This window comes from Parvularcula sp. LCG005 (assembly GCF_032930845.1).
Lineage (GTDB): Bacteria > Pseudomonadota > Alphaproteobacteria > Caulobacterales > Parvularculaceae > Parvularcula.
Genome location: NZ_CP136758.1, coordinates 2,859,956 through 2,884,578, shown reverse-complemented (window position 1 = coordinate 2,884,578; position 24,623 = coordinate 2,859,956). Strand labels below are relative to the sequence as shown.

Annotated in this window: 29 protein-coding genes; 15 read left to right on the top strand and 14 right to left on the bottom strand. The window is 59.6% G+C overall.

Annotated elements, in window-relative coordinates; all coding sequences use genetic code 11:
* The first annotated feature begins 112 nt into the window (after positions 1 to 112).
* Positions 113 to 2,803: an aconitate hydratase AcnA gene (acnA, locus tag RUI03_RS13675; protein ID WP_317288022.1), complete on the top strand. Its 2,691-nt coding sequence runs from the start codon at positions 113 to 115 to the stop codon at positions 2,801 to 2,803.
* Between the two features lie 78 nt (positions 2,804 to 2,881).
* On the opposite strand, the gene RUI03_RS13670 is transcribed toward acnA, so the two are convergent.
* A complete protein-coding gene (locus RUI03_RS13670) occupies positions 2,882 to 3,544 on the bottom strand; it encodes a DVUA0089 family protein (protein WP_317288021.1) in 663 nt (220 codons plus the stop codon).
* A 195-nt stretch (positions 3,545 to 3,739) separates the two neighbouring features.
* The gene (locus RUI03_RS13665; RefSeq protein ID WP_410795881.1) at positions 3,740 to 4,774 is read right to left on the bottom strand and encodes an aldo/keto reductase; all 1,035 of its coding nucleotides are present in this window, start codon (positions 4,772 to 4,774) and stop codon (positions 3,740 to 3,742) included.
* A gap of 145 nt (positions 4,775 to 4,919) precedes the next feature.
* Between RUI03_RS13665 and RUI03_RS13660 the strand changes: the two genes are divergently transcribed.
* Positions 4,920 to 5,804, top strand: coding sequence for an AraC family transcriptional regulator (locus RUI03_RS13660; protein WP_317288019.1), 885 nt, complete (start codon positions 4,920 to 4,922; stop codon positions 5,802 to 5,804).
* A gap of 201 nt (positions 5,805 to 6,005) precedes the next feature.
* Positions 6,006 to 6,437 carry a large conductance mechanosensitive channel protein MscL gene (mscL, locus tag RUI03_RS13655; RefSeq protein WP_410795957.1) on the top strand — a complete coding sequence of 144 codons (432 nt, stop codon included), beginning with the start codon at positions 6,006 to 6,008 and terminating at the stop codon, positions 6,435 to 6,437.
* A gap of 47 nt (positions 6,438 to 6,484) precedes the next feature.
* Here mscL and RUI03_RS13650 read toward each other — a convergent pair whose 3' ends face one another.
* Entirely contained in the window at positions 6,485 to 6,805 is a 321-nt protein-coding gene (locus RUI03_RS13650; protein WP_317288017.1) for a hypothetical protein, read from the bottom strand.
* Between the two features lie 256 nt (positions 6,806 to 7,061).
* Here RUI03_RS13650 and lepA point away from each other — a divergent pair, with 256 nt between their 5' ends.
* Both lepA and RUI03_RS13640 read left to right on the top strand, forming a co-directional pair.
* Positions 7,062 to 8,861, top strand: a complete 1,800-nt coding sequence (gene lepA, locus RUI03_RS13645; protein ID WP_317288016.1) for a translation elongation factor 4 — start codon at positions 7,062 to 7,064, stop codon at positions 8,859 to 8,861.
* A 187-nt stretch (positions 8,862 to 9,048) separates the two neighbouring features.
* Positions 9,049 to 9,693: a DUF998 domain-containing protein gene (locus RUI03_RS13640; protein ID WP_317288015.1), complete on the top strand. Its 645-nt coding sequence runs from the start codon at positions 9,049 to 9,051 to the stop codon at positions 9,691 to 9,693.
* Between the two features lie 7 nt (positions 9,694 to 9,700).
* On the opposite strand, the gene RUI03_RS13635 is transcribed toward RUI03_RS13640, so the two are convergent.
* Together RUI03_RS13635 and RUI03_RS13630 are read right to left on the bottom strand one after the other, a co-directional pair.
* A complete protein-coding gene (locus RUI03_RS13635) occupies positions 9,701 to 9,964 on the bottom strand; it encodes a DksA/TraR family C4-type zinc finger protein (protein ID WP_317288014.1) in 264 nt (87 codons plus the stop codon).
* 81 nt (positions 9,965 to 10,045) lie between these two features.
* On the bottom strand, positions 10,046 to 10,597 hold the full coding sequence (locus RUI03_RS13630) for a hypothetical protein (RefSeq protein WP_317288013.1): 552 nt from the start codon (positions 10,595 to 10,597) through the stop codon (positions 10,046 to 10,048).
* 111 nt (positions 10,598 to 10,708) lie between these two features.
* Here RUI03_RS13630 and RUI03_RS13625 point away from each other — a divergent pair, with 111 nt between their 5' ends.
* The 3 genes from RUI03_RS13625 (at position 10,709) to RUI03_RS13615 (ending at position 13,599) form a co-directional block, all read left to right on the top strand.
* Entirely contained in the window at positions 10,709 to 11,410 is a 702-nt protein-coding gene (locus tag RUI03_RS13625) for an SDR family NAD(P)-dependent oxidoreductase (protein ID WP_317288012.1), read from the top strand.
* A gap of 98 nt (positions 11,411 to 11,508) precedes the next feature.
* Positions 11,509 to 12,888, top strand: a complete 1,380-nt coding sequence (locus tag RUI03_RS13620; protein WP_317288011.1) for an HWE histidine kinase domain-containing protein — start codon at positions 11,509 to 11,511, stop codon at positions 12,886 to 12,888.
* Between the two features lie 150 nt (positions 12,889 to 13,038).
* Entirely contained in the window at positions 13,039 to 13,599 is a 561-nt protein-coding gene (locus tag RUI03_RS13615; protein ID WP_317288010.1) for a fasciclin domain-containing protein, read from the top strand.
* A 33-nt stretch (positions 13,600 to 13,632) separates the two neighbouring features.
* On the opposite strand, the gene RUI03_RS13610 is transcribed toward RUI03_RS13615, so the two are convergent.
* Positions 13,633 to 14,142, bottom strand: a complete 510-nt coding sequence (locus tag RUI03_RS13610; protein ID WP_317288009.1) for a DUF3429 domain-containing protein — start codon at positions 14,140 to 14,142, stop codon at positions 13,633 to 13,635.
* A 187-nt stretch (positions 14,143 to 14,329) separates the two neighbouring features.
* On the opposite strand from RUI03_RS13610, the gene RUI03_RS13605 reads away from it, so the two are divergent.
* The gene (locus tag RUI03_RS13605; protein ID WP_317288008.1) at positions 14,330 to 14,911 is read left to right on the top strand and encodes a hypothetical protein; all 582 of its coding nucleotides are present in this window, start codon (positions 14,330 to 14,332) and stop codon (positions 14,909 to 14,911) included.
* Positions 14,912 to 14,913: 2 nt separating this feature from the next.
* Here RUI03_RS13605 and RUI03_RS13600 read toward each other — a convergent pair whose 3' ends face one another.
* The 6 genes from RUI03_RS13600 to RUI03_RS13575 all read right to left on the bottom strand — a co-directional run bounded on the left by RUI03_RS13600 (position 14,914) and on the right by RUI03_RS13575 (position 19,046).
* Positions 14,914 to 15,189: an HPr family phosphocarrier protein gene (locus tag RUI03_RS13600; protein ID WP_317288007.1), complete on the bottom strand. Its 276-nt coding sequence runs from the start codon at positions 15,187 to 15,189 to the stop codon at positions 14,914 to 14,916.
* Entirely contained in the window at positions 15,186 to 15,602 is a 417-nt protein-coding gene (locus tag RUI03_RS13595) for a PTS sugar transporter subunit IIA (RefSeq protein ID WP_410795956.1), read from the bottom strand. Before RUI03_RS13595 ends, RUI03_RS13600 begins: the two co-directional genes overlap by 4 nt.
* Before the next feature lie 30 nt (positions 15,603 to 15,632).
* Entirely contained in the window at positions 15,633 to 16,103 is a 471-nt protein-coding gene (locus tag RUI03_RS13590; protein ID WP_317288005.1) for a hypothetical protein, read from the bottom strand.
* Positions 16,100 to 17,908 (bottom strand): sensor histidine kinase, encoded by a 1,809-nt coding sequence (locus RUI03_RS13585; RefSeq protein WP_317288004.1) that lies wholly within the window; start codon positions 17,906 to 17,908, stop codon positions 16,100 to 16,102. Before RUI03_RS13585 ends, RUI03_RS13590 begins: the two co-directional genes overlap by 4 nt.
* Before the next feature lie 4 nt (positions 17,909 to 17,912).
* Entirely contained in the window at positions 17,913 to 18,608 is a 696-nt protein-coding gene (locus RUI03_RS13580; RefSeq protein WP_317288003.1) for a response regulator transcription factor, read from the bottom strand.
* A gap of 87 nt (positions 18,609 to 18,695) precedes the next feature.
* Positions 18,696 to 19,046 carry a 4a-hydroxytetrahydrobiopterin dehydratase gene (locus RUI03_RS13575; RefSeq protein WP_410795955.1) on the bottom strand — a complete coding sequence of 117 codons (351 nt, stop codon included), beginning with the start codon at positions 19,044 to 19,046 and terminating at the stop codon, positions 18,696 to 18,698.
* 107 nt (positions 19,047 to 19,153) lie between these two features.
* Between RUI03_RS13575 and RUI03_RS13570 the strand changes: the two genes are divergently transcribed.
* The 6 genes from RUI03_RS13570 (at position 19,154) to RUI03_RS13545 (ending at position 23,749) form a co-directional block, all read left to right on the top strand.
* Complete coding sequence (locus RUI03_RS13570; RefSeq protein WP_317288001.1) at positions 19,154 to 20,206, top strand: DUF1036 domain-containing protein; 1,053 nt, start codon at positions 19,154 to 19,156, stop codon at positions 20,204 to 20,206.
* An 18-nt stretch (positions 20,207 to 20,224) separates the two neighbouring features.
* Positions 20,225 to 20,926, top strand: a complete 702-nt coding sequence (locus RUI03_RS13565) for a pyrimidine 5'-nucleotidase (RefSeq protein WP_317288000.1) — start codon at positions 20,225 to 20,227, stop codon at positions 20,924 to 20,926.
* A gap of 35 nt (positions 20,927 to 20,961) precedes the next feature.
* Positions 20,962 to 21,795 carry a 2,3,4,5-tetrahydropyridine-2,6-dicarboxylate N-succinyltransferase gene (dapD, locus tag RUI03_RS13560; RefSeq protein ID WP_317287999.1) on the top strand — a complete coding sequence of 278 codons (834 nt, stop codon included), beginning with the start codon at positions 20,962 to 20,964 and terminating at the stop codon, positions 21,793 to 21,795.
* Between the two features lie 99 nt (positions 21,796 to 21,894).
* On the top strand, positions 21,895 to 22,248 hold the full coding sequence (locus RUI03_RS13555; RefSeq protein ID WP_317287998.1) for a MarR family winged helix-turn-helix transcriptional regulator: 354 nt from the start codon (positions 21,895 to 21,897) through the stop codon (positions 22,246 to 22,248).
* A complete protein-coding gene (locus tag RUI03_RS13550; RefSeq protein WP_317287997.1) occupies positions 22,241 to 23,140 on the top strand; it encodes a C40 family peptidase in 900 nt (299 codons plus the stop codon). Before RUI03_RS13555 ends, RUI03_RS13550 begins: the two co-directional genes overlap by 8 nt.
* Before the next feature lie 186 nt (positions 23,141 to 23,326).
* On the top strand, positions 23,327 to 23,749 hold the full coding sequence (locus RUI03_RS13545) for a response regulator (protein ID WP_317287996.1): 423 nt from the start codon (positions 23,327 to 23,329) through the stop codon (positions 23,747 to 23,749).
* A gap of 16 nt (positions 23,750 to 23,765) precedes the next feature.
* Here the strand turns inward: RUI03_RS13545 and RUI03_RS14790 are convergent, their stop codons facing one another.
* Together RUI03_RS14790 and RUI03_RS13540 are read right to left on the bottom strand one after the other, a co-directional pair.
* Positions 23,766 to 23,969, bottom strand: a complete 204-nt coding sequence (locus tag RUI03_RS14790) for a DUF4169 family protein (RefSeq protein ID WP_410795954.1) — start codon at positions 23,967 to 23,969, stop codon at positions 23,766 to 23,768.
* Positions 23,953 to 24,603: a c-type cytochrome gene (locus RUI03_RS13540; RefSeq protein ID WP_317287995.1), complete on the bottom strand. Its 651-nt coding sequence runs from the start codon at positions 24,601 to 24,603 to the stop codon at positions 23,953 to 23,955. Before RUI03_RS13540 ends, RUI03_RS14790 begins: the two co-directional genes overlap by 17 nt.
* Positions 24,604 to 24,623: the final 20 nt, after the last annotated feature.

The window sequence follows — 24,623 nt, the reverse complement described above, 5'->3', positions numbered from 1 at the left end:
ACGGATGCTCCGCATTGCGCCGGGCCGCGGCCTTCTGCATAAGCGGACCAGACACCGGCGCGCGCCCCCGTCATTCGGTTGGCCGCCGCGCCCAGCCCATAGGAGAGCCTGCATGATACCTGGTCACGACAGCCTGAAGACCAAAAAGACCCTGAAGGTCGGCAATAAAGACTACGCCTATTATTCCCTCAAGGCCGCCGAAGCCGAAATCGGGGACCTGAGCCGCCTGCCGGTCACGCTGAAATACCTGCTCGAAAACCTGCTGCGGTTCGAGGATGGACGCTCTGTGGACATCTCCCAGGTCAAGGCGTTCGGCGACTGGATGAAAAACGGTGGTAAGAACCCTGTCGAGATTGCCTATCGTCCGGCGCGTGTTCTTATGCAGGACTTCACGGGTGTCCCCGCTGTCGTTGACCTCGCCGCGATGCGCGATGCGATGAAGGCTCTTGGCGGTGACCCCAAGAAGATCAACCCGCTGGCCCCCGTCGACCTCGTCATCGACCACTCGGTCATGGTCGACTATTTCGGGACTGAGCAGGCGTTCGAAAAAAACGTTGAGCGCGAATATGAGCGCAATGCGGAACGTTATACCTTCCTCAAATGGGGTCAGTCGGCGTTCAAGAATTTCCGTGTTGTGCCTCCTGGCACCGGTATCTGCCACCAGGTGAATCTTGAATATCTCGGCCAGACCGTCTGGACGGCTGAGCATGGCGGCGAAACCTACGCCTATCCCGATACGCTTGTCGGGACGGACAGCCACACGACCATGGTCAACGGCCTTTCGATCCTTGGCTGGGGCGTGGGCGGTATTGAGGCTGAAGCCGCGATGCTCGGTCAGCCTGTGTCCATGCTGATCCCTGAAGTCATCGGCTTCAAGCTGACGGACAGAATGCCGGAAGGCGCGACCGCCACCGACCTCGTGCTGACCGTCACCCAGATGCTGCGCCAGAAAGGCGTCGTCGGGAAGTTCGTCGAATTCTATGGTCCGGGTGTGGACTATCTGACGCTCGAAGATCGCGCGACCCTGGGGAACATGTCACCAGAATTCGGGTCGACCTGCGCCTTCTTCCCGGTTGACGAAGAAACCCTGCGCTATCTGCGCGCCACTGGTCGCGAAGAAGAGCGTATCGCGCTCGTCGAAGCCTATGCGCGGGAACAGGGCCTGTGGCGTTACTCCAAGACTGAGAATGTGGTTGAGCCGGTCTTTACCGACACGCTGCATCTCGACCTGTCGACCGTCGTGCCCTGTATCTCAGGTCCAAAACGTCCACAGGACCGCATCCTGCTGACCGAAGCGCCGCAAGGCTTCGATAATGCGCTGGACAAGGAATACGGACAGCTCGCTGAAAAAGGCAAGCAGGTCCCTGTCGAAGGCGCTGACTACACGATTGGCCATGGCGACGTAGCCATCGCCGCGATTACATCGTGTACGAACACCTCCAACCCGTCGGTGCTGGTCGCTGCCGGTCTTGTGGCCCGCAAAGCCCGGGCTCTTGGCCTCACGCGCAAGCCATGGGTGAAGACCTCGCTCGCACCGGGGTCGCAGGTGGTCACGGACTATCTTGAGAAGTCCGGCCTGCAGGATGACCTCGATGCCATCGGCTTCAACCTTGTCGGCTATGGCTGTACCACCTGTATCGGGAACTCCGGCCCGCTGCCGGCAGCTATTTCCAAGGCCGTGAACGAGAACGATCTGTCGGTCGCCTCGGTCCTGTCGGGGAACCGGAACTTCGAAGGCCGGATCAGCCAGGACGTGCGCGCGAACTTCCTCGCGTCGCCACCACTGGTCGTCGCCTATGCCCTTGCTGGCTCGATGAACGTGAACCTGACCAGTGAACCGCTGGGCCAGGATACGAACGGTAACGACGTGTACCTCAAGGACATCTGGCCAAGCTCGCATGAGATCGCCGAGATTGTTCGGGCCAACGTGACCCGTGAAATGTTCGCTGAACGTTATGCCGAAGTGTTCAAGGGTGACGAGCGGTGGCAGGCGATCGAAGCCGGCGGCGGGGAAACCTATTCCTGGCCAGAATCGACCTATGTCGCCAACCCACCTTACTTTGAAGGCATGAACCAGGTGCCGGGGAATCCTGACGCGATCGAAGGCGCCGGTATTCTCGCCCTGCTCGGCGACAGTGTGACCACGGACCATATCTCGCCTGCTGGCTCTATTGCGAAATCCAGCCCCGCGGCGCGGTATCTGGAAAATCACGGTGTGCCGCCAGCAGAGTTCAACTCCTACGGTTCACGCCGGGGCAATCACGAAGTCATGATGCGCGGCACCTTCGCCAACATCCGTATCAAGAACTTCATGCTGCCCGGTACCGAAGGCGGCGTGACGAAATACGTTCCGACCGGCGAGGAAATGTCGATCTACGACGCGGCCATGAAGTACAAGGAAACGGCTACGCCGCTCGTCGTGTTTGGTGGCTCCCTGTACGGCAACGGCTCGTCGCGCGACTGGGCGGCCAAGGGCACGGTGCTTCTGGGCGTCAAGGCAGTGATCTTTGAAAGCGTTGAACGGATCCACCGTTCGAACCTGATCGGCATGGGTGTCCTGCCGCTGCAGTTCGAAGACGGCGTCTCCTGGGAATCCCTGGGCCTCAGCGGTGACGAAAAGGTCTCCGTGCTCGGTGTGGAAACCATGAAGCCACAGGAGAAGTTGAAGGCCACGATCACGAGCCCTGACGGGAAGGTGCAGGAAATCACGCTTCTGTCACGGATCGATACGGCGGATGAGCTCGACTATTACCGCAATGGCGGCATCCTGCACTATACGATCCGTAAGCTGAACGCAGCGTAAGGCAGTCAGGTACAAACAAAAAGGGCGGCTCTAGGGCCGCCCTTTTTTATTCCGTATGCGTAGATGAAGCGACGAGCGCTATGCCTTTGCGCCTTTGCGGCGGCGCAGGAATGTCCCCCCTGCAAGGGCAGAGGCGAACATGGGCAGCGCTGCAGGCAGGGGAACTTCTGAATCGCCCGTGGCGATGAAGGTCAATGTGTAGTCTCTGTCGGCGCCATAAAGGGTGCCGCCGAGTACATAGGACAGGACCTGCAGCGATGGCGTGGGGAGAATGCCATTGTCATTGCCCAGCATGATCCGACCATCTGCATCATAGCCGTAGGCATTGTTGATCGAGGCGGCCACAAAATAATCGCCGGCCAGCAGGTCGATGCTGATACAGGAATCCAACGATGCACTCGAAGCCGTGTCACAGGGCGTGAAACCCGGGATGGTATCATCATTGCCGGCGAGGCCTTGGCCAAGACTGTTGAACAGCAGGAGGTTGGCATCGAACGCACTTGAAAGCAGCCTGATGGTCAGGCGGGAATCGGCGTCGAGCGTGAATTTATAAAGATCGGCCGGCTGGTTATCACCACCACCTTCAAGCTTGCCTTCGACACTTGTCGTGCCGCCGGGCAGCGTAATCGATGATGCGAGAGTATTCCCCGCATCAACCGTCTCGGTATAGGTGGTCGCCCAAGCGCCGGCGCTGGAGACTGTTGCTGCAGCTGCCAAGGCAGCGATGCCTTTGAATTTCATTGAATGGTTCCCCTTGCAAAAAGTCCATGACACTCCTTGCCTATTCGAAAACGGTTTGAGGCCGAAAGGAAATCTAGGGTTAATAGCCCGTGAAATTGTCAATGTTGCCCATTCGCACCGGCCTTTCGCCAATGAGGCGAGTTGAACCCAGATTAGTGACAAAAAAGAGCGGCTCGAAGGCCGCTCTTTTCTGATTTAACCGTTTTCTTTCATATGGGCGCGGTATTCACCCTGCCGTTCGATCATCCAACCCGGATATTCCGCTGGCAGCGCACTGACTTCGTTAAGCCGCGTCAGCTCATCGTTCGTCAGCTCAACCTCCGTTGATGCAATATTGTCCGTCAGCTGATCAACCCGTTTGGCGCCGACGATGACGGAGCTGACGGCGGGCTGGTGCAGCAGCCATGACAGGGCGATCTGCGCGATGCTGACGCCCTTCTCCTCCGCAATTGTGCGCATCACCTCGATGGCGTCAAAAGCGCGATCCTTGTTCACGGGGGGAAAGTCGAAATTGGCACGGCGACCGTCTGATCCCTTACCGTCGCGATCATATTTGCCGGACAGGTACCCACCGGCCAGCGGGCTCCACACCATAAGGCCTACGCCTTCACTCTTCAGCATGGGGATGACATCACGTTCCAGGTCCCGGCCGGCGATCGTGTAATAGGCCTGCAGCGAAGTGATCGGGGCGAGGCGTCGCGCCTCGGCAATGCCCACAGCCTTCATGACCTGCCACGCGGCCCAGTTGGACAGGCCGATATATCGGACATGCCCGTGCTGGACGAGTGTGTTGAGCGCCTCCAGCGTTTCTTCAATCGGCGTTGCGGGGTCGAAGCCGTGGATCTGATAGAGGTCCACGTGATCAAGGCCGAGGCGTTTGAGGCTCGCTTCACAGGCGCTGAGGACGTGATAGCGCGACGCGCCGCGCATGTTCGGTCCGTCGCCCATGGGGCCAAGGCCCTTGGTGGCGATGACAACATCGTCGCGCGGCACGCCAAGGCGGCGCAGGCTCTCGCCCAGAATGGTTTCGCTCTTGCCGGTCGCGTAAACATCGGCAGTGTCGATGAAATTGATTCCGCCGTCGAGCGCGGTTTTGACGATGTCATCGGCTGCTGCCTGGTCGAGCTTGCCGATCTTGCCCCACATGTCATCGCTGCCGCCAAAGGTCATGGTGCCAAGGCACAGCTCGGACACGAACAGGCCGCTTTTTCCCAATTGTTTCATTCGCACGGGTCATCTCCTTTGCGGTTGGTGATCAGGAGATAGTCGCCCGACGGTCGATGTCGCGCCCCCGATTGTCTCAGGCTCTTGCCTGATCCTATCAAGCCGTATGCGCCGCTATTCTGGTGTTGATGGTTCCATGGCAGAAGAGCGCATGAGCATCGACAGCCTCGCAGAGATAATCGCAGCGTTGTGCCCGGCGCCGGGTCGTCACGTTCCTTTCGCGGGGGTGACGCTGACGCGTGCCGATGACCCCTATGGGATGATCCACGCGGTTTACGAGCCTTCCTTCTGCATCGTGGCGCAGGGGGACAAGCTGAGCATGCTGGGGGATCAGGCTTTCCGTTATGGCGCAGGGCAGGGGCTGCTCGCCGCCGTCGACGTGCCCGTGACAGCGCGGATCACAACGGCCACGCCCGCCGCGCCCTATCTGGCCATGAGCGTGGCCATAGATCCCGACATGGTGGCTGAACTCGCGCTACGGCAATTGGGAATGCCGTCACCGGCTGAAATTTTTGCACCGCTGTCGAGCCATGATGTCGATCAACGCCTCTTTGACCCGCTGATCAGGCTGCTCAGCCTGGTGCGGGATGCTGAAGACGTGACCGTTCTGAGGCCGCTGATCCAGCAGGAGATCGTCTGGCGGCTGCTGAACAGTCCCTTCGGCCCAGCTCTGCGACATATGGGCGCGAGGGAGGGACAGGCCGGCCGAGTCCGTCAGGTCATGGCCCATATCCGGGCGCATTTTGCAGAGAGCCTGAAGGTCGCCGATCTTGCAGCGCTCGCGCATATGAGCGTCCCCAGCTTCCACCGCCATTTCAAGGCCGTCACAACAATGACGCCGGTCCACTACCAGAAGCTGATCCGCCTGCAGGAGGCCCGGCAGAGGATGATGGCCGACAGTTCCGTCGCGGCCGCAGGCTATGCCGTGGGCTATGAAAGCGCGTCGCAGTTCAGCCGCGACTATCGTCGGCATTTTGGACTGCCGCCAGCACAGGATAGCGCCGCCCTGCGCGAACAGATGGCATCGGCCCTATAAGGACGATTACCCATTCCGATCTGTCGCCAGTAATGCGTCACGGTACCTATCGTGACTGCAGAAAAGTATGATTTTCAGACTGCGAACAAAGATTTCTGCTTGCAGCACAATTTGACTTCATTAGTTTCGGCGCAGGTATCGGCCAAAATTGGCTGCACTCGTGCGATGAAGCACTTAGATCAACTAAATTTGAGGGATAAAATGGGAATTATCAGTGAATTCAAAGAGTTCGCGGTTAAAGGGAACGTGGTGGATCTCGCCGTCGGCGTGATCATTGGCGGTGCATTTGGCACGATCGTCAAATCGCTCGTCAGCGACATCATCATGCCGCCAATCGGCTATCTGGCCGGTGGGATCGACTTCTCGGATCTGTTCTACGATCCAACAGGCGGTGACTATGCGTCGCTTGATGCTGCTCGTGAGGCAGGCGCTCCGGCCATTGCCTATGGCCTGTTCATCAACAACCTGATCTCGTTCCTGATCGTGGCTTGGGCGGTCTTCCTGCTCGTCAAAGGCATGAACTCGCTGACCAAGAAGGCCGAAAGCGAAGCTCCGGCCGATGCCCCGGTCGAGCCGCCAAAAGAAATTCTGTTGCTGGAAGAAATCCGCGACGTGCTGAAGGCGAAGGCCTGAGCCGTTTGACGATGGCCACGGCTTTTGCGAGCCGTGGCTGTTTTCGCCTACATGATGAACGCTTTGGGCGGTGCCGCGACGATCTGCCCCGTGGTGATGAGGTAGACGGTGTTGCCCTTGGCGCAGGTGCCGATCACATCGGCGGTGCGGTAGGATTTGTCGATGATAGGCTGGAAGATGCCTTCATCCCGTGGCTCAGCCGCCCAGGACGTGCTGCGCACGGCCATCGCACATTTTTCCAGTGAGTACGGCGTTTCCAGTTGGACCTGGCCGTCTTCGATGAAGACCGTCCCCTCGTAATCGGACGCGGTGCTGGCCAGTTGGCCGCCCAGAAGAACGGCTAGAACACTGGCGAACAGACTGCTCATGACGAATTCTCCTCTTTGTCGCTGCAATGCAGCATAATGGGCAAAGCCATGAGTTGTAAAGGTTAACGAGCCGCTAACGACCCAATTGCCCCGCAGTACAGTCTTTCGGACCATACCGTATGGTCTGGTTCGTAATCGCAGGGCGGTGGTGCTGATGGGGCTGCGGGCCCGATCGGGAGTGGGTCCTGCATTGGGGGCAGCGCCGATCCATGGAATCCCCATTGCGGGCGCGCCTGCCCCCCTCTAAACGCGGGCGATGACTGACCTTTCGCACATCCGCAATTTCTCCATCGTCGCGCATATCGACCACGGCAAATCGACACTCGCCGACCGCCTGATCCAGGTGACCGGCGGGCTGACCGACCGTGAGATGAAAGAGCAGGTGCTCGACAATATGGAGCTGGAGCGCGAGCGGGGCATTACTATCAAGGCCCAGACCGTCTCTCTCAATTACACGGCGAAGGATGGCAAAACCTATCAGCTGAACCTGATCGACACGCCGGGCCATGTGGACTTTGCCTATGAGGTCAGCCGGTCCTTGAACGCCGTTGAGGGCTCCCTTCTGGTCGTCGATGCCTCACAGGGCGTTGAGGCCCAGACCTTGGCCAACGTCTATCAGGCCATTGACGCCAATCATGATATCGTCCCCGTCCTGAACAAGGTCGACCTGCCTGCGGCCGAGCCCGAGCGGGTCATCGAGCAGATCGAAGACGTCATCGGGATCGAGGCACAGGACGCGGTTCTCATCTCCGCCAAGACCGGTCTCGGGGTGCCCGACGTGCTGGAAGCGATCGTCAAACGCCTGCCTGCGCCCAAGGGCGATGCGGACGCGACCCTCAAGGCGATGCTCGTGGACAGCTGGTATGACAGCTATCTGGGCGTTGTCGTGCTGATCCGCGTCGTCGACGGCAAGATCAAAAAGGGCCAGCGCATCCGCATGATGAACGCCAAAGCCACCTATACGGTGGACCAGGTGGGCAAGTTCACGCCGCATCGCGTGACCGTGGATGGCATGGGCCCCGGCGAAATCGGCTATATCACCGCGTCGATCAAGGAAGTGGCCGACACCAATGTCGGGGATACGATCACCGATGACCGTAACCCGGCGGACAAACCGCTGGCGGGCTTCAAACCCTCACAGCCAGTGGTGTTCTGCGGCCTTTTTCCGGTCGACTCAGCAGAGTTCGAGGATCTGCGCGATGCTATCGCCAAGCTGCGCCTGAACGATGCCAGCTTTGAATTTGAGATGGAAACATCCGCCGCGCTCGGTTTCGGGTTCCGCTGCGGCTTCCTGGGGCTGTTGCACCTGGAGATCATCCGTGAACGGCTGGAGCGTGAGTTCAATATCGACCTCATCACCACGGCGCCGTCGGTTGTGTATCACATGCACCTGACCAACGGGGAGATGGAAGACCTCCACAACCCCGCCGATATGCCGGACCCGGTCTATATCGACCATATCGAAGAGCCTTGGATCAAGGCCACGATCATGGTTCCGGACGATTATCTCGGCGCGGTCCTGAAACTGTGTGAGGAACGCCGCGGTATCCAGCAGGATCTGACCTATGCCGGTGCCCGCGCCATGGTCGTGTATGAGCTGCCACTCAACGAGGTGGTGTTCGACTTTTATGACCGGCTGAAATCCATCACCAAGGGCTATGCCAGCTTTGACTATCAGATCATCGGCTATCGCCAGGACGATCTCGTCCGTATGCAGATTCTGGTGAATGAAGAGCCTGTCGACGCGCTCGCCATCATCGTGCACCGGTCCAAGGCGGAATATCGCGGCCGGGCGATGTGCGAAAAGCTCAAGGACCTGATCCCGCGGCACCTGTTCAAGATCCCGATTCAGGCGGCGATTGGCGGCCGGGTCATCGCGCGCGAAACCATCGCCGCAATGCGCAAGGACGTAACCGCGAAATGTTATGGCGGCGACGCCTCACGGAAACGCAAGCTGCTCGACAAGCAGAAGGCAGGTAAGAAGAAGATGCGCCAGTTCGGCCGGGTGGACATCCCGCAGGATGCATTCATCAAGGCACTGAAGATGGATGACTGAGCCCGTCGCGAAAAGGCGCACAGGTCGCCTTTTCGCAGGGCGAAGAAATTTGCTTTGAAAGCGCTCATCCCCGCGCAGGCGGGGAGCTGCTTGTCGCTCTCCCATGCGTCCTGCGGGACAAGTGATTACAGCACAATCCGGAACCGTTCGTCCCACCCCCCGTTCCTGTAGTAACGAGGGAATCCCCATGTCAGACACTACCATCCGCAGGACGGTTCACCACCACGCCGGGCTCGCGCCGTATCGCGTGCTGGCCGGCTTTGCCTTGTTCGGCGCCGTGCTGACTGTCATCCTTGATATGGCCATGTGGTTCATCATCGATGGCTACAACCCGATGGCTCAGACGATCTCGGAGCTGGCAGCCGGTCCCCATTCGTGGATACAGGATCTCGGGATCTGCACTTTCGCTGTGGGCATTGCGTGCCTGGCCATTGGTTTTACGCTGCGCTCTGACGGCGACCGGCATCGCAATGTGGCCATGCGGACGGCGCTGGGACTATTGTCCGCGGTCATCCTCACGCTTGCTCTGTATAATGAATATGGCGACGGCGACTTTGGCGGGGTGGAGATCCACCTATGGCTGGTCGGTGCGATCTATCTGCTCGTCCCCGCAATATTCTGGCTGCTCTCAGGCCTGCCGGCCATGCGACGTAGTCTCTTCCAAAATGGGGGAAAGGCAGTCGCTGTTGCCTGGCTTCTGCTCGCGCCCCTGTTCTTTGTCGTTCCCGACACTTGGGATGGTGCGTTCGAACGCGTGCTGGCCATGGTCATGATTGCCGGCGTCGTGGGTGGTGCGTTCTATCTCTATCGGCAATCCGACCACGCGGACTGAACCCGCACTATTTCAGCTGGCTGTCCTTGCTGCCCCGGCGGTTATAGGCCGAATGCTGAATTTTCGTGTCAGCCGTAGACTGGCACTGGACGCAGGTACGCACACCGGGCAGGGCGGCGCGCCGCCGTTCCGGAATAGGTTCGCCGCATTCGTCACACTCTTCCGCACTCGGCCCTTTGGGCAGGCGGGACCGTGCCGCGCTGACAGCATCGTTCACGCTGTCGTCGATCTGGTCCTGAACTGCCCCGTCGCGTGTCCATCCACCGGCCATGGTCTGGGATCCTTTGCCTCTTGATCTGCAGGTAGATCAGTCAGATAGGGGCAAACCGTGCGATTTCAACGAGAAGGGCGGTCAGCCGATCAACCGGCCCACCGCGGGCTCACCAAACACAAAGGCCGCCGTCACAGCCGATGCCAGCAGGTAGCTAAGCCCCTGTACCTTCCAGCCAAGGCCAAGTCGGCGCGACGCCATGACGACCATCCCCAGCAGGATGGCGCAAGCGATGGCGGGCAGCACCCAGAACGGCAAGCCAAGGCTGAGGCTGACCCGCGCCTCGTCATTGGGCATGCCAAAACTGATCGCAAAAGCGACAGCGCGCATGAACAGGGCGAGGAAGACAAATGGATAGAGCAGAACGCTCCTTGTCAGGAGGATCAGGATGGTGGCGATGAATGCCTGCAGGTAGGTGAAGGCCGGGCCGGCCATGGACTGAAGGTTCGCATCCGCCTCGCTGGCAAAGCTGCCCGACTGCAATCCGACCGAGTTGATCTTCATCCAGGCATCATAGCCCAGCGCCTCGGCCGTCAGGTAATGCGCATATTCATGGCCGAGCCACGTCACTGCCCCCGCGATCAGAAAGACCAGCACGAACGGCGCCCCAGCCTGTGTCACGTTTTTCTGCATCTTTGCCCCTCGCCCGATCTTCAGCGACCTCATCACGCCTGACCCACTATGGCAAGCGACGAGCATGCCGCCCCGACACTGCGCCCTATATGCAGCAGATACGGAGGCTTTATGAGTAGCAGGATCGCGATCGTCACGGGCGCAGCCCACGGTATTGGCCTTGGCTGCGCGAAGGCGCTGCAGAGGGCGGGTTGGACCGTGCTCATGGCGGACAAGGACGAAGAGACACTGTCGGCTGCCGCCCATGGGGGGGGGGTCGCCGTGCCCACCGACGTCTCCGACGAGGCTGCCATCATCGCCCTGGTGGAGAAGGCCGTTGAGATGGGGCCACTGGGCCTGATCGTTTCCAATGCCGGGCTGTCTGAATTTGGCAGCCTGAGCGATACGAGCCTTGATGACTGGAACCGCATTCTGGGCACCAATCTGACGCCCGCATTTCTGCTCGCCAAGCATGCGGAGCCGCATCTTAAAGCCGCGACGGGTTCGATGGTGCTGATCGCCTCGACACGCGCGCATATGTCAGAACCAGATACGCACGCCTATGCCGCGACCAAGGGCGGGCTCGTGGCCCTCACCCACTCACTTGCAATCTCGATGGGGCCGGATGTGCGGGTCAATTGTGTCTCGCCTGGCTGGATCAATGTGTCAGGTGAGGAACTGTCCGATGATGCCCATGAACAGCATCCGGCAGGGCGCGTCGGACGGCCCGATGACATTGCCGACGCCGTTGTGTATCTGGCCACAGCCCCGTTTGTCACAGGGGCGGAATTGATCGTCGATGGCGGCATGACGCGCAAGATGATGTACAAATAACGGCCACCGATCCTCTCTGAAAAGAAAATTCGCAGGTGCGAGCGTCTGCCCTATATACTTGTTAGCAGGCGCTTTTTGCGATGGAGATGCCCTCAACTATGCCTACTGCTTCGGGGCATCACCCCGACACTGATTTTCACGTGCTCGCCAATGCCATTCCGCAGATGGCTTGGATGGCGCGTCCGGATGGCTGGATTTTCTGGTACAATGAGCGCTGGTACAGTTTCACCGGCACCACCTTGCCCCAGATGGAGGGCGATGGCTGGAGGTCTGTGCATCATCCCGATCATGTCGAGCGGGTAACGGAGACATTTCGCAACGCGATCGAGAACCAGGACGCGTGGGAAGATACCTTCCCCCTGCGCGGCGCGGATGGACAATATCGCTGGTTCCTGTCCCGTGCCCTGCCTGTACGAGACCAGAATGGTAACATTCTGCGTTGGTTCGGCACCAATACCGACATTACCGAACAGAAGCAGGCTGAAGAGCGTCAGTCCATCTTGATGCGTGAGGTCGATCACCGCGCGAAGAATGCGCTGGCGGTGGCGCAGGCCGTTGTGAACCTGACCAAGGCCCCGGACATTGCCGGCTACAAGTCCGCTGTGAAGGGCCGTATCGCGGCACTCGCACGGGCTCATCAGCAACTCGCTCTGAACAAATGGAACGGCACGGATATGGAGGCGCTGATCCAGGAGGAGCTGGCACCATTTGTCGACGGTGACGCGACCGGCACTCTGCAGACCCAGGGGGCGCCCATTGTTCTGCCCCCGGCACTGGCCCAGTCGGCAACGCTGGTCATTCATGAACTGGCCACCAATGCCGCCAAATACGGCGCCCTGTCCAACGAAGCCGGGACTGTGTTGATCGACTGGAAGCCGACCGTAGACGGACTGCATATTCGCTGGACCGAAAAAGGCGGCCCCCCCGTGACGGCACCAACACGCGTGGGTTTTGGCATGACCCTGCTCGATGCGTCGGTGAAGCAGTTTTCCGGCGGATCAGTGAATTGTGACTGGCGGAGCGATGGTCTTGTGTGTGAACTCGTGCTGCCCATGAAAGATGCCGCCAAGGCGGTGCAGGCAGAGGAAGCGCCTGCCGAAACGTCGACATCGACAGCCCGCAAGGTTCTGGTGGTCGAAGATGAGGCGTTGACCGCGCTTGATCTCGAATGGCGATTGCAGGACGCCGGCTACGAGGTTCTGGGCCCGGCTGGCACGTTGCAGGCCGCAAATGACATTCTGAAGACGGATCGTCCAAGCATTGCATTGCTCGATACGAATTTGAATGGGGAGCGGACCTTCACCCTTGCCATGAATCTGCTGGCCGATGATGTGCCGGTGATATTCTGTACCGGCTATAACTCGCTCGACGATGCGCCGCGTGCGTTGGCCGGGTGCCCCATCGTCCAGAAGCCCTATCAGGAAAAAGCGCTACTCACAGCGATCAACAAGCTGTTAGAGGAATCCTCCAGCGTCTGAGGGGGCGGGGTGCGACACATGCGGCAAAAGGGCTCAAAAGCAGTAAAACACGTGTTTCTAACAGGCCTGTAACGGGTCTGGGCCGCAGACGCACTATCTCCATTACAGGCCGCGCCACCGTGCGGCTCCCTATTGAACATGGAGAGAACTATGCTGAAACGTACACTGATGGCCGCCGCGGCGCTGACACTTGTTACTGGTCCTGCATTTGCTGCAGACCATCACAAAGAGAAAAAAGACAAGATGGCGATGTCGCATGAGAAGTCATCGACCATTGCTGACAAAGCCATGGCAACGGACAGCCTGTCCACGCTGGTCGCCGCGGTCAAAGCCGGCGGTCTGGTGTCGACACTGAAAGGCGATGGCCCGTTCACTGTGTTTGCGCCAACCAACGACGCGTTCGCGGAAATTCAGGATACGGTCGATACGCTGCTGATGCCAGCCAATAAATCCCAGCTCAAAGGCGTGCTGACCGCTCACGTGGTGGACATGGACCTTTCCGCTGCTGACCTGACCATGCTGACCGCTGCCAATGGCGGTGAGATCAAGCTCACGACCGTATCCGGCGACACGCTGGTCGTCACGAGCACAGATGGTGGTCTGACGGTCACGGACGAAAACGGCGGTGTTGCCGATATCGTCACCGCTGACGTTGAAGCCTCGAACGGCGTCGTGCACGTCGTGGACTCGGTGCTTGTCCCAGCCAGCTAAATCCAGCCGGTACTGACGATTGGCCTCGGCGCTCTAAAGAGCGCTGAGGCTTTCGTGTGTCAGGGCTAGGATAAGCGCGGCGACGAAGCTGACCTCCATCATGATGGTCAGGGGTACGCGCACACCCAGATACCATTCAGGCGCCCCTGATCCCCGTCGCGTCGCCCGCAGATCGTCGAGCAGAAGCAGTGGGATAAGAACACTCAGCGCTGTCAGTACGGTGACAATGCCGTCAATCTGAAACAGCGCAATGGCCAGAACCATCGGCACTACCGAACCTGCCAATTGGCGAAAGGTCGGCCCCTTGTTCCCCATCACAGCCACCCCCCAGCGCACACCGCCAAAGAATGCCAATAGGGCGATACCCATTGTCGTCATGATGGGAAGTATAAAGGTCGCAAGGTCGGCGGGCCGTGCCCAGGCCAAAATGGCACCGACGAGCAGGGGCAGGGCCCCGGCATAGGCTGTTGCGGCGGCCGCCGCGGTCAGGCCGGTGCCCTCTGCGGCAGGCCGGACTTGTGTCTCCTGAACGCTCATTACCATGGCTCATCCCCTCATCAAGAAGCATGTCATACAGGTAATGTTCGGCAGTGCCCAGATAAAGGGACATAAGGTATCGGTGGCATTCGACGCTGAGCTTTGGCACACCGTCGGTTCGTTACGCCGGTCAGCCGTCCGGACACATGCTCGAACCCGGATCCGGATTGCGATGATAACTGCCAGTGAAATTATGAACGCCGTGTCCGGCATACTGGCCATGGCGCGAGCTCAGGATGATTGGGGCCGTCATCTGGACCAGTCCCTTCACGCGGTCAGACGGTCATTCTGGGCGTTCGTGATGTTCCTGCCGCCCGCCATTCTGGTCTCAGAGGCGACGCGGCGGCAATCGATCTATAGCGGGGCGACCAACGAACTCCTCTCCGCCCCCATCGCCTATGTCAGTGCGGATCTCTTGAGCGTTGCCGTGGTCTGGACCGCGACGCTTATCATCTATATCGCGATCGCCCGCCGGTTGGGGAATGAGGGTGGAATTCCAGCGCTTATCATCGCCCAGAACTGGGCACAGTTTGTCCTCTACCTGATCCTCGCGGTGCCGCTGGGCCTGTCGGCTGTCACCGGCATGTATGTCCTGAACGGCATGGCGTTCCTGTTCGTCATCGGGGCATCGTTCTGGATCGACTGGGGGATCATGCGGCGCGCGCTGCGGCTGACCGTGCCTGCAGCCTTGGCGCTGATCATTGGCATGCTGGTGTTTTCGATGCTGATCAGTGTCGGCGTGACCGGGATCGTCGCGTCGCTGGTTGCGGCCTAGCCTCAGGCCTCTTCGCCAAATTTGTCGGCGACCAGCTGGGACAGGGCATCGACGGCCTCTCTGGCGTCGTCTCCTTGCGCTTCCAGAAGGATCGTTGAGCCTTTGCCAGCGCCCAGCATCAAGAGGGCCTGAAGGGATCGGGCACCGACCGTAATACCGTCCTTCGAAACGTCGATCCGCGATTGAAACGCCGACGCAAGAGCGCAGAATTTGGCTGACGCCCGGGCATGCAGTCCACGATTGTTGACGATTTCAAGTTCCGCAGTGACGTCGCTCACCCTTCGGATTTCCCGGACAGGACCCAGGAGGCGACGCTGATATATTTGCGGCCGGCCTCGTGCGCGGCTTTCACCGCGTCCTCAAGGCTGGTCTTTTCACGATAGCTGGCGGGCGCGATCTTGATCAGCATGGGCAGATTCACCCCCGCGATGACTTCGCCCTTGGCCTGCCCCATCACCGCGATGGCGAGATTGGACGGCGTGCCGCCAAACATGTCGGTCAGGATGACGGCTCCATTGCCGCCGCCTGCATCTTCCGCCGCCTTCAGGATGTCATTACGACGCTTTTCCATGTCATCATCGGGGCCGATGCACACCGCTTTCAGCCCGTCCTGCTCCCCCACGACGTGTTGCGCCGCTGCGATGAGCTCTTTTGCGAGATTGCCATGGGTGACGACCACGATACCGATCATCATTCATCCTGTTGTTGCCTGCCGGGATGCCTAATCCAGCGCGCTACGCGGAGAATGTCCACCTAAAACGGACCTGACAAATGGCCGAACCGTCCGAATGGGCGGTAGGGAATAGAGTGGCAGGGCGAGCGAAGGGGCATCAGATGGCCAGTTGCGCACAGGGGGCAGTCTCTCGCCGCCTTCTGTGCAGTCGAATACCATCGCCATCACGACCTGCTCAATCGTGGGCATAGACATGATGCCGGCCCGCCGCGCTTCGGCCGTCGCACGGGTGCGCGGATGGGCGCGGCCCATGATGCGCCGGTCGTCCCGCCAGAGAATGACGCCGTCATCTGCCAGGACCCGGCTGCGCCGCCAGGGACACATTTCAACGAGCGCAAAGGCAGCCGACGTCTTGCCGCTGCCCGAAGGGCCGGTCAGGGCGATGCCCACAAGCGGGCCATCAGCATCCACAGCAAGCGCGACAACGGTGGCGACGGCAATGGTTTCACCGTCGTTCATGTCTGGCGACGCAAGGGCAGGGTGACGTGGAAAACCGCACCAATCCGTTGGCTGCGGTCTGCGTTCATCCGGTTTTCAGCCCAGATCCGGCCGCCATGGCTCTCCGCAATCTGACGACAGATGGCGAGACCCAGCCCGGAATTGTTGCCAAAGGAGGTGCCCGCCGGCCGCTTGGTATAGAAGCGCTCAAAGATCCGGTTGAGTGTATCCTCCGGAATGCCCGGTCCATCATCGGCGACCGAAACATGGACGACCGGGCCATCATCCGTCTTGCTGACGGACAGCGTCACGCGAACCGTCCCATCCGGGGGGCTGAACGACAGGGCATTATCAATCAGATTGCGGAACACCTGCCCCAGCGTCGAGGGTGAGCCAAAGACATAAAGCGGCTGCTTGCCCATCCGCCCCAGCAAACGAACGGCGGCCGAATGCTCTTTTCTGGTGGTGCCATAAAGTTCTGTGATGTCCCGCAGGAGGCGAGCAATATCGACGGCCTCACGTGCCTCGCGGGCCAATTCTGCATCCAGCCTCGAAGCATTGGAAATGTCTGTAATCAGACGATCCATCCGGGCCACATCATTATTGATGACCGCGAGAAGCCGCGCGCGCTGTTCATCCGTACGGGCAACGTCCAGTGTCTCGATCGCGCTCCTGATTGAGGTCAGCGGATTTTTCAACTCATGACTCACATCGGCCGCGAAATGATCGATCGTCTCGATGCGGTTATAAAGCTCCTGCGTCATCTGGCGCAGGGAGTCGGACAGCTCGCCGATCTCGTCGCGTCGTCGTGGAAATTCGGGGATGCGCATCTTGCCGCTCCCCCGGACCCCTTCGCGGACACGGTCGGCCGCCGCCGCCAGTTTGCGGATGGGCCCGGCAATGGTCGTTGTCAGCAGGATCGACATGATCAGGGCAACGATGGCCGCAACCCAGAAGAAGCCAAGCAAGGCCGCACGGGCCTGCGCCACCAGTTCCTCAATGCCGCCAATTTCGGCTGTCACGACGCCGTAAACCGCCTGAACTTTCCGTATGGGAACAGAAACGGAAGCGACGATCTGGCCTTCCTCATTGTATCTCACCGATGAGGCGCTGGGATAATCCTCCGCCGACGACGCCAGAAACGCCCGCGTCAGCTCATCTTCGAGCGTAATGGCCCGGGCGTTCGACCTGAAGCCGGGGTCGATGAAGATGTCCACAAAACCGCGACGCAGATTTCTCGTCACCTCACTGATGGACGGGGCCTTACCTTCGCCCTCAATCGCGGGGGCTTCGCTCACCACGAAATTGTCCGCTCGCAAGGTCTTGTCCTGCAACAGCAGACTGCTGGCATCTTCAATGGGAGTGCCGTCATAATTCACCGGCGTGGAGAAGATCCGCACACGACCTTCAAAACTGGGCCATACCCGCGTGAAGATGGTGTTGACGCGATCTTCGTTCAGAATCACATCGCAGGGGGCCGCATATTCACCGGCGGCAATGATGTCGCAGTCGGCGTCTTCTGCGGCGACAGTGGCCATGATGGCTGCGACCACCTGGGCCTGTGCGCGGACGCCTTCAAGCTTGGCTTCAATCAGGCCGTCGCGATAATGATTGAGGCGCATCGATCCTGCCATCAGGATCGTCAGGCCAAAGAGATTAGTCAGGAAGATCGTCATCGTCAGCCGCGAAATCGGCAGCCGTCCGCGCTCATCGCGCAGGCGGGCGAGAAATCCGCGGCGAGACGTCAACCGGTCGTTGGACGTCCGCCGTTTGCCCGGGCGGACCGGCGCGCGTCGGCGCCGCTCAAACCCTTCCGGCGCGTCCATCCGGTCATCCTTCCTTGTACTTGTACCCGACCCCGTACAGCGTTTCGATATGGTCGAAGGTCTTGTCGACCATGCGGAATTTTTTCCGGATCCGCTTGATGTGGCTGTCGATGGTCCGGTCGTCTACATAGACTTGGTCGTCATAGGCCGCATCCATCAGCGCATCGCGCGATTTGACGAAGCCGGGACGATTGGCCAGCGACTGCAGGATCAGAAACTCAGTGACCGTCAGGGTGACATTGTCGCCATTCCAGGTGCAGGCGTGACGCAGGGGATCCAGCGTCAGAGACGCCCTGCGAATGACCTGGCTGCTCTCTTCACGGCTTGACGCCGGGGCGGCGGAAGACCGGCGAAGGACCGCCTTGACCCGCTCCATCAGGAGGCGCTGGGAGAACGGCTTTTTGACATAATCGTCGGCGCCAAGGGTCAGGCCAAGAACCTCGTCGATTTCCTCATCCTTGGATGTGAGGAAAATAAGCGGCACAGCCGATTGGCGGCGCAGTTCGCGCAGCATTTCCATGCCGTCCATGCGCGGCATCTTGATATCCGAAATCACCAGTTCTGGTGGATTGGCCAGAATACCTTCCAGCGCCTCGGCTCCATCTTCATAAGTGGTGACGTGATGACCCTCGGACTCAAGCGCGATCGACACCGAGGTCAGGATGTTCTGATCGTCATCGACTAGGGTAATGTTCGCCATTCTGGTCTTTCCTGATAACGGTACGCCTTTGCCCTTGGCGGGAACTTAAGGCCAGTTTTGGGCATAATCGTTCAGAATGTAAAAAGACTACGACGTAATGCTGGCGATAAATCGCGCCATTTCGACATCGCGTGCGGACAGTCCATCCGCATCGTGGGTTGTCAGTGTGATCTCCACACGATTGTAAACATTGAACCATTCGGGATGGTGGTCCATTTTGTCAGCCTTGAGCGCGATTCGCGTCATGAACCCGAACGCGGCGTTGAAATCTTTGAGCTTGAACGTCGCGGTGGCCGCGTCCCGATCAGGGGCGGGCGTCCAGTTCGAAAACTCTTTGAAAAACAGGGCGCGTTCATCATCCGACAGTTTTTGCATGGGGGCACCTTCGTCCTTGGGTTGCTCTTGCCATTTAGTTAGGCTGCCGTGACGTTCCGTCAGCCGGTCAAGACTTGAATAAGAAGGCGGGATAGATGAAATTGCACGCTGAATGTCCCGCCAGGCAGCGTTTGCCGACACCTTTTGCAAGGACCTTGGACCCCAACCCCATGACCAAGCCAGTGACGGTTTCAGCGCTTCCTATTCTCTCCATCGCGATTCTCGTCTCGCTGGCATCCATGATGCTCGGAGGGCAGGCCGCCGCGCAATATACATTCTGCAACAAGACGAGCTACGCCCTCTCGGCCGCCGTGGGGTATGTGGACGAGGAAAGTCTGATCACGCGCGGTTGGTGGCGGTTACGCGCCGGCGAATGCAAGCGCGTACTGTCGGACAAGGTCCGGCCCGGCCGCTATTTCGTCTATGCCGAGGCCATTCCCGGGCATCGCGGACAGCTGAGCACATGGTCGGGCAAGACCCCGCTCTGCGTGCAGAATGACAGCCTTTTCACCCTGCGGGACCAGGACGTCTGTACCGATGATCCGCGACGCCAGCGGGAGTTCCTGCCGGTGGATGTGGGCGAGAATGCCGACGGCACCTACACGACCGAATTTACCGATGAATCCAATTATACCGTCTTCGCGGCCCAGGTGGCGGGTGTGCAGCGCCTGATGCGCGACATCGGCATCTTCAACGGTGAAATCGATGGCGCCATGGGCAACACGACCCGCAGTGCCCTGCGCCGCTATCAGGAATCAAAAGGCATGAGCAATTCGGGCACTATCACCGATGCGGTGATCGATGCCCTGATCGCCGATGCCAACACTGCCGACGCTCAGATGGGCTTTTTCATGTGCAACTCAACAATGCTGCCCGTCTGGGCGGCGTTCGCCCAGCCGACACCGCCCGATGGCGGGTATGTCTCCTCGGGCTGGTGGAAGCTCGACAGTCAGGAATGCGCCAAGGTGCGTCGCGGCGAGCTGAGCAATGAGAGTTTCTATGTCTATGGCGTCATGGAGGCGGAGACCCGCTCCGTGCCGCTGGCGGGCGGCGACACGGATTTCTGCATTTCGATGGTCCAGTTCCAGGCGGAGGGCGATGTGGCCTGTGCTGAATCCGGGTTCGACACCGCCAGTTTCCGTCGCGTCGATGTGAACGGTGCCAAGGCCTGGACGTTTGAGTTTACGCCAGAGCTGTTCAATCCCGATCTCGCCGGCCGCTGACACCACAAAGGGTTCGTTTTGCCATCATCATCCTTCGGCCATGTAGACACATGGATCTTCGATCTCGACAACACACTTTACCCCGCCGACTGCAACCTGTTCCGTGAAATCGATGAGCGCATGACGCTCTTCATCGAGAAGACCCTCGACATGGACGCGGTCAGTGCCCGGACCATGCAGAAGCAGTTCTATGCCGATTACGGCACGACCTTGAGCGGGCTGATGCATGAACATGGCATTGCGCCGCAGGACTTCATGTCATTCGTCCATGACATTGATCTGTCGCCTGTGGACCGGAACGAGGCGCTGGCCAGTGCCATCGCGGCCCTGCCGGGCAAGCGCTACATCTTCACCAATGGCTCGGTGAAGCACGCCGAGAATGTCGCCGGCAAGATCGGCATCCTCGAGCTGTTTGACGACGTTTTCGATATCGAAAAGGCTGGATTTGTGCCCAAGCCGCATCAGGGGGCCTATGACCTCTGCTGGCAGGCGTGGAATATCGATCCCAAGCGCGCCGCCATGTTCGAGGATATGCCGCAAAATCTTGAGGTACCCCATGCGGCAGGCATGGAAACGGTACTGGTCCAGTCCCAGGCCGAATGGTGCGAGGACGAACCGGAGGGCAAGCGCCCATCTCGACCGGGGGAACGCTTTGATCACGTGAATCATGTCACCTCGGACTTGACCCAGTTCCTATCGCTAATCACAAGGCGCGTCTGACCGTATCATCCGACCGAAGGCGCCTGTTCCCCTCCATGACCTTTGCACAGCTCGAATCCACCATTAATACCGCCTGGGATCGCCGCGACCAGCTCAGCGATCCTGATGGCGATCTTTCTGCGATCAAGAGCGCGGTAACCGACGCGATCAATGCGATCGACGAAGGTCGGCTGCGCGTGGCCGAAAAGATGGATGGCGAATGGGTCGTGCATCAATGGGCCAAGAAGGCTGTGCTGCTGTCCTTCCGCCTGACGCCAAACCAGATCATCGCCGGCGGCCCGGGCGGTGCACCATGGTTCGACAAGGTCCCCTCCAAGTTCGAAGGCTGGACGGATGCGGAATTCGCCAAGGCCGGATTCCGGGCTGTCCCCACATCGACCGTGCGCCGCGGTTCCTACATCGCGCCTGGCGCCGTGCTGATGCCGTCCTTCGTCAATATCGGCGCCTATGTGGGCGAAGGGACCATGGTCGACACCTGGGTGACCATCGGCTCCTGCGCCCAGATCGGCGCGCACTGTCATATTTCCGGCGGCGTCGGGATCGGCGGCGTGCTTGAGCCGCTGCAGGCCGAGCCCGTCATCATCGAGGACAATTGTTTTATCGGTGCGCGGTCCGAAATCGCCGAAGGTGTGCGGGTCGGGGAGGGCGCGGTCGTCTCCATGGGCGTGTTCATCGGTGCCTCGACAAAGATCGTCGACCGGCAGACTGGCGATGTTCACTATGGCAAAGTCCCGCCCTATTCTGTGGTCGTGCCGGGCACCCTGCCCAGCGCCAATGGCGGGCCGTCTCTGGCCTGTGCCGTGATCGTCAAGACCGTGGACGAGCGGACCCGCTCCAAGACCGCGATCAACGATCTGTTGCGCGACTGATTTTCTTGAAAAGCGACGCACGGCGATAATTGCTGCGCGTCAAGACTTGCTGCATCATTTTTGTTTCGCTAACGAAACAGAAAAACGAAGGCGTATTCAGTGACCCCGAACGACATTCTTCTGCCATGGCGTGATGTGATGGTGGATACGGTCCGACTTGACCGGCCGGATCTGTCAATGCGCCAGTGGGCGCTGCTCCTGACCGTGTACCTGACACCGGGGCCCCATACGGTCAGACGCCTTTCCGAAGAGCTCGAAGTGCCAAAGCCTGCCATTTCCCGTGCGCTCGACGCCTTGTCGATCCATGGCCTCGTCAAGCGGGCACGCGACCAGTCGGATCGCCGCGTTGTGCTGGTCCAGAAGACCGAAGAGGGATCACTCTTTATTGATGAGTTTGCCCGCATCGTGGACGAGCGGGAACGGCAGTCAGACCTCGGTGCCTATTATGGCTAAGGCCCGCGATCCCCGTCTGACGCCGGCCCGGCCGGATGTGGCCGCCTCCTTTCTGCGCGGGGAAGTGACGGCGGACCGCTTTGATCCCGGTACGCCCCGTCAGGTCGTCCTTGGTGTCGCGCCGGTGCGCCGCGTGCCGGAAGCCACGGGGCCGCAGGAAACACAGCTTCTGTTCGGTGAGATTTTCACTGTCTATGACGAAGCCGATGGCTGGGCATGGGGGCAGTCGGAGCAGGACAAATATGTCGGCTATGTCGAGACAGACGCGTTGTCGGAAGACATTGACCAGCCGGACCATGCGCTGAGCGCCCTGCGTGCCTATTGGTTTTCAAAGCCCGATCTCAAATCTGCGCCCTATGAAATTCTCTCGCTCAACGCCAAGCTGACGGTACTGCACGAAGAGGGTGACTATGTTGCGCTCAGCCGGGGCGGCTTTGTCTGGAAGGGCGCCGTGCGGCCGCTCGATCATTTCGTGGACACCGACCCTGTGGCAGTGGCCGAGACGTTTCTGCACACGCCCTATTTCTGGGGCGGGAAGGAAAGCCTTGGGCTCGACTGCTCAGGCCTGCTGCAAAATGCGTATGAGGCCATTGGCCTCGCCATTCCTCGTGATGCCGATCAGCAGGAGGCGCATTTCAGCGATCCGGCACGTGGCTATCCGCTTTGGTCTGATGATCGCGGCGGGCGCTGGCAGGATCTGGACCTGCAGCGCGGAGATCTGATGTTCTGGCCCGGTCACACCGGCATGATGGTAGATGACACAAATCTCATTCACGCGAATGCGACGCGGATGGCCACATCGATCGATGATGTGCGGGAAATATCCGCTCGGTGGGCAGAGGACAAACAATTGCTCCTGCGCCGGATTATTCGACCAATCCGGGGCCTATAACAGCCCCTGTACTGACAAATCTAGGCCATTCGCTGCGTTTACTCTTTGTAAACCATCTGAAAATGTTGCACTTTTTGTCGTGTTTTGAAGAATTGAGGGAACACTGCCGCGAAACACGCATTGTTTTGCCATATCGCAAGTGTTTTTTGACGGCGTTCTTGTCAATCTAAGATGAAAGGAGCGCCCATGGCGACTTCATTAGCAGATCGTCTTTTTTCCCAGCGCCCCAAGCTTGCTGGGATTGAAGGTAAAGCAATCCTCGTTGTCGAGGATCAGGTTCTCACGGCGATGGATCTTGCCGATGTCATTATTGACGAAGGCGGATGGGTCGTTGGCCCGGCTACCACTGTCACTCAGGCCAAACGGATGATCGAACGTCTCGACGTTGATGGTGCCATCCTGGATATCAATCTCCCGGACGGGACCATTGCCGCCGTCGCTGACCTGCTGTCGGAACAGGGCGTGCCGTTCATCATCTATTCCGGTGACAGTGATGTGAGCGATTTCTGCAAACGCTGGCCCCAGGCGGCGATCTGCAGGAAGCCATCCTCGGCGGAAAGCGTGGTCAATCGGCTCGCCATATGCACGAAATCAAGCATGGTCGCCTAGCTGAACGACCAATTGGTCAGGCGGTTTCCGGACCGTCGTCCTGTTCCGAGTCCAGCTTGGTTTGGTCGACGTCCTTTGCCTGCCGTTCCTGAATACGGCGTGCAATTTCTCTTTGGTCTTTGCTCAAACCATAAAACGCGCGGTTTTCAGCCGCGCGTTTTTCTTTGTCCTGTCGGGACCGGGCCTTCCGGGCCTGACGGAGATTAATTATCTCCGCCATTGTCCTCATCACCGCTGGCGTCCGCAGCATCATCGCCTTCTTCGCCCTCTGGCTCCGCTACTGGTGCAGGCTCAGGGAATGGCATCGGATTGTCAGAAAGCGTCTGAAGATAGGCGAGAATATCGGCGCGCTTGTCGTCCTTGCGGACCATCTGGGCCATGCTGGTGCCCGGGGCAAAGGATTGGGAATTCTCCAGAAGGTGGTCGACCTTCTCATAGGTCCACTCACCTCCGACGCTCTGCAGTGCCGCAGAATAGCCGTAACCGGACACGCCAGCGACTTCACGGCCCATCACGCCCCACAAATTAGGACCGATCCCGTTGGATCCACCTTTTTCGAAGGTGTGGCAGGCGCCGCAGAGGCCAGCTGCGCGTTCACCGCGCTCCGCCGACGCGTTGGCCAGCAGCGTGCCAAGATCCACTTCGACTTCAGCCACGGCTTCCGTCGCGCCATCCACTGTAATCTCAGTCGGGGTATAGGCGAGGCCCCAGGGGTTTTCCTCGTCATGATGCGCGCCGTGATGCCCGGCAAACACGGCGGTCAACGTTCCCAGAATGATCGGCAGGCCAACAGCCAATAAAAGCGTAACGAGAATGGCGGCGGCAACTTTGTTCCCGTAAAGGGGGTCTTTCATGGCGGTGGCCCAACGTTTGC

Coding starts and splice junctions, on each gene's coding strand:
- acnA (WP_317288022.1), top strand. CDS start 113: ATGATACCTGGTCACGACAGCCTGAAGACCAAAAAGACCCTGAAGGTC.
- RUI03_RS13670 (WP_317288021.1), bottom strand. CDS start 3,544: ATGAAATTCAAAGGCATCGCTGCCTTGGCAGCTGCAGCAACAGTCTCC.
- RUI03_RS13660 (WP_317288019.1), top strand. CDS start 4,920: ATGAGCATCGACAGCCTCGCAGAGATAATCGCAGCGTTGTGCCCGGCG.
- mscL (WP_410795957.1), top strand. CDS start 6,006: ATGGGAATTATCAGTGAATTCAAAGAGTTCGCGGTTAAAGGGAACGTG.
- RUI03_RS13650 (WP_317288017.1), bottom strand. CDS start 6,805: ATGAGCAGTCTGTTCGCCAGTGTTCTAGCCGTTCTTCTGGGCGGCCAA.
- lepA (WP_317288016.1), top strand. CDS start 7,062: ATGACTGACCTTTCGCACATCCGCAATTTCTCCATCGTCGCGCATATC.
- RUI03_RS13640 (WP_317288015.1), top strand. CDS start 9,049: ATGTCAGACACTACCATCCGCAGGACGGTTCACCACCACGCCGGGCTC.
- RUI03_RS13635 (WP_317288014.1), bottom strand. CDS start 9,964: ATGGCCGGTGGATGGACACGCGACGGGGCAGTTCAGGACCAGATCGAC.
- RUI03_RS13630 (WP_317288013.1), bottom strand. CDS start 10,597: ATGCAGAAAAACGTGACACAGGCTGGGGCGCCGTTCGTGCTGGTCTTT.
- RUI03_RS13625 (WP_317288012.1), top strand. CDS start 10,709: ATGAGTAGCAGGATCGCGATCGTCACGGGCGCAGCCCACGGTATTGGC.
- RUI03_RS13620 (WP_317288011.1), top strand. CDS start 11,509: ATGCCTACTGCTTCGGGGCATCACCCCGACACTGATTTTCACGTGCTC.
- RUI03_RS13615 (WP_317288010.1), top strand. CDS start 13,039: ATGCTGAAACGTACACTGATGGCCGCCGCGGCGCTGACACTTGTTACT.
- RUI03_RS13610 (WP_317288009.1), bottom strand. CDS start 14,142: ATGGTAATGAGCGTTCAGGAGACACAAGTCCGGCCTGCCGCAGAGGGC.
- RUI03_RS13605 (WP_317288008.1), top strand. CDS start 14,330: ATGAACGCCGTGTCCGGCATACTGGCCATGGCGCGAGCTCAGGATGAT.
- RUI03_RS13595 (WP_410795956.1), bottom strand. CDS start 15,602: ATGATCGGTATCGTGGTCGTCACCCATGGCAATCTCGCAAAAGAGCTC.
- RUI03_RS13590 (WP_317288005.1), bottom strand. CDS start 16,103: ATGAACGACGGTGAAACCATTGCCGTCGCCACCGTTGTCGCGCTTGCT.
- RUI03_RS13585 (WP_317288004.1), bottom strand. CDS start 17,908: ATGGACGCGCCGGAAGGGTTTGAGCGGCGCCGACGCGCGCCGGTCCGC.
- RUI03_RS13580 (WP_317288003.1), bottom strand. CDS start 18,608: ATGGCGAACATTACCCTAGTCGATGACGATCAGAACATCCTGACCTCG.
- RUI03_RS13570 (WP_317288001.1), top strand. CDS start 19,154: ATGACCAAGCCAGTGACGGTTTCAGCGCTTCCTATTCTCTCCATCGCG.
- dapD (WP_317287999.1), top strand. CDS start 20,962: ATGACCTTTGCACAGCTCGAATCCACCATTAATACCGCCTGGGATCGC.
- RUI03_RS13550 (WP_317287997.1), top strand. CDS start 22,241: ATGGCTAAGGCCCGCGATCCCCGTCTGACGCCGGCCCGGCCGGATGTG.
- RUI03_RS13545 (WP_317287996.1), top strand. CDS start 23,327: ATGGCGACTTCATTAGCAGATCGTCTTTTTTCCCAGCGCCCCAAGCTT.
- RUI03_RS14790 (WP_410795954.1), bottom strand. CDS start 23,969: ATGGCGGAGATAATTAATCTCCGTCAGGCCCGGAAGGCCCGGTCCCGA.
- RUI03_RS13540 (WP_317287995.1), bottom strand. CDS start 24,603: ATGAAAGACCCCCTTTACGGGAACAAAGTTGCCGCCGCCATTCTCGTT.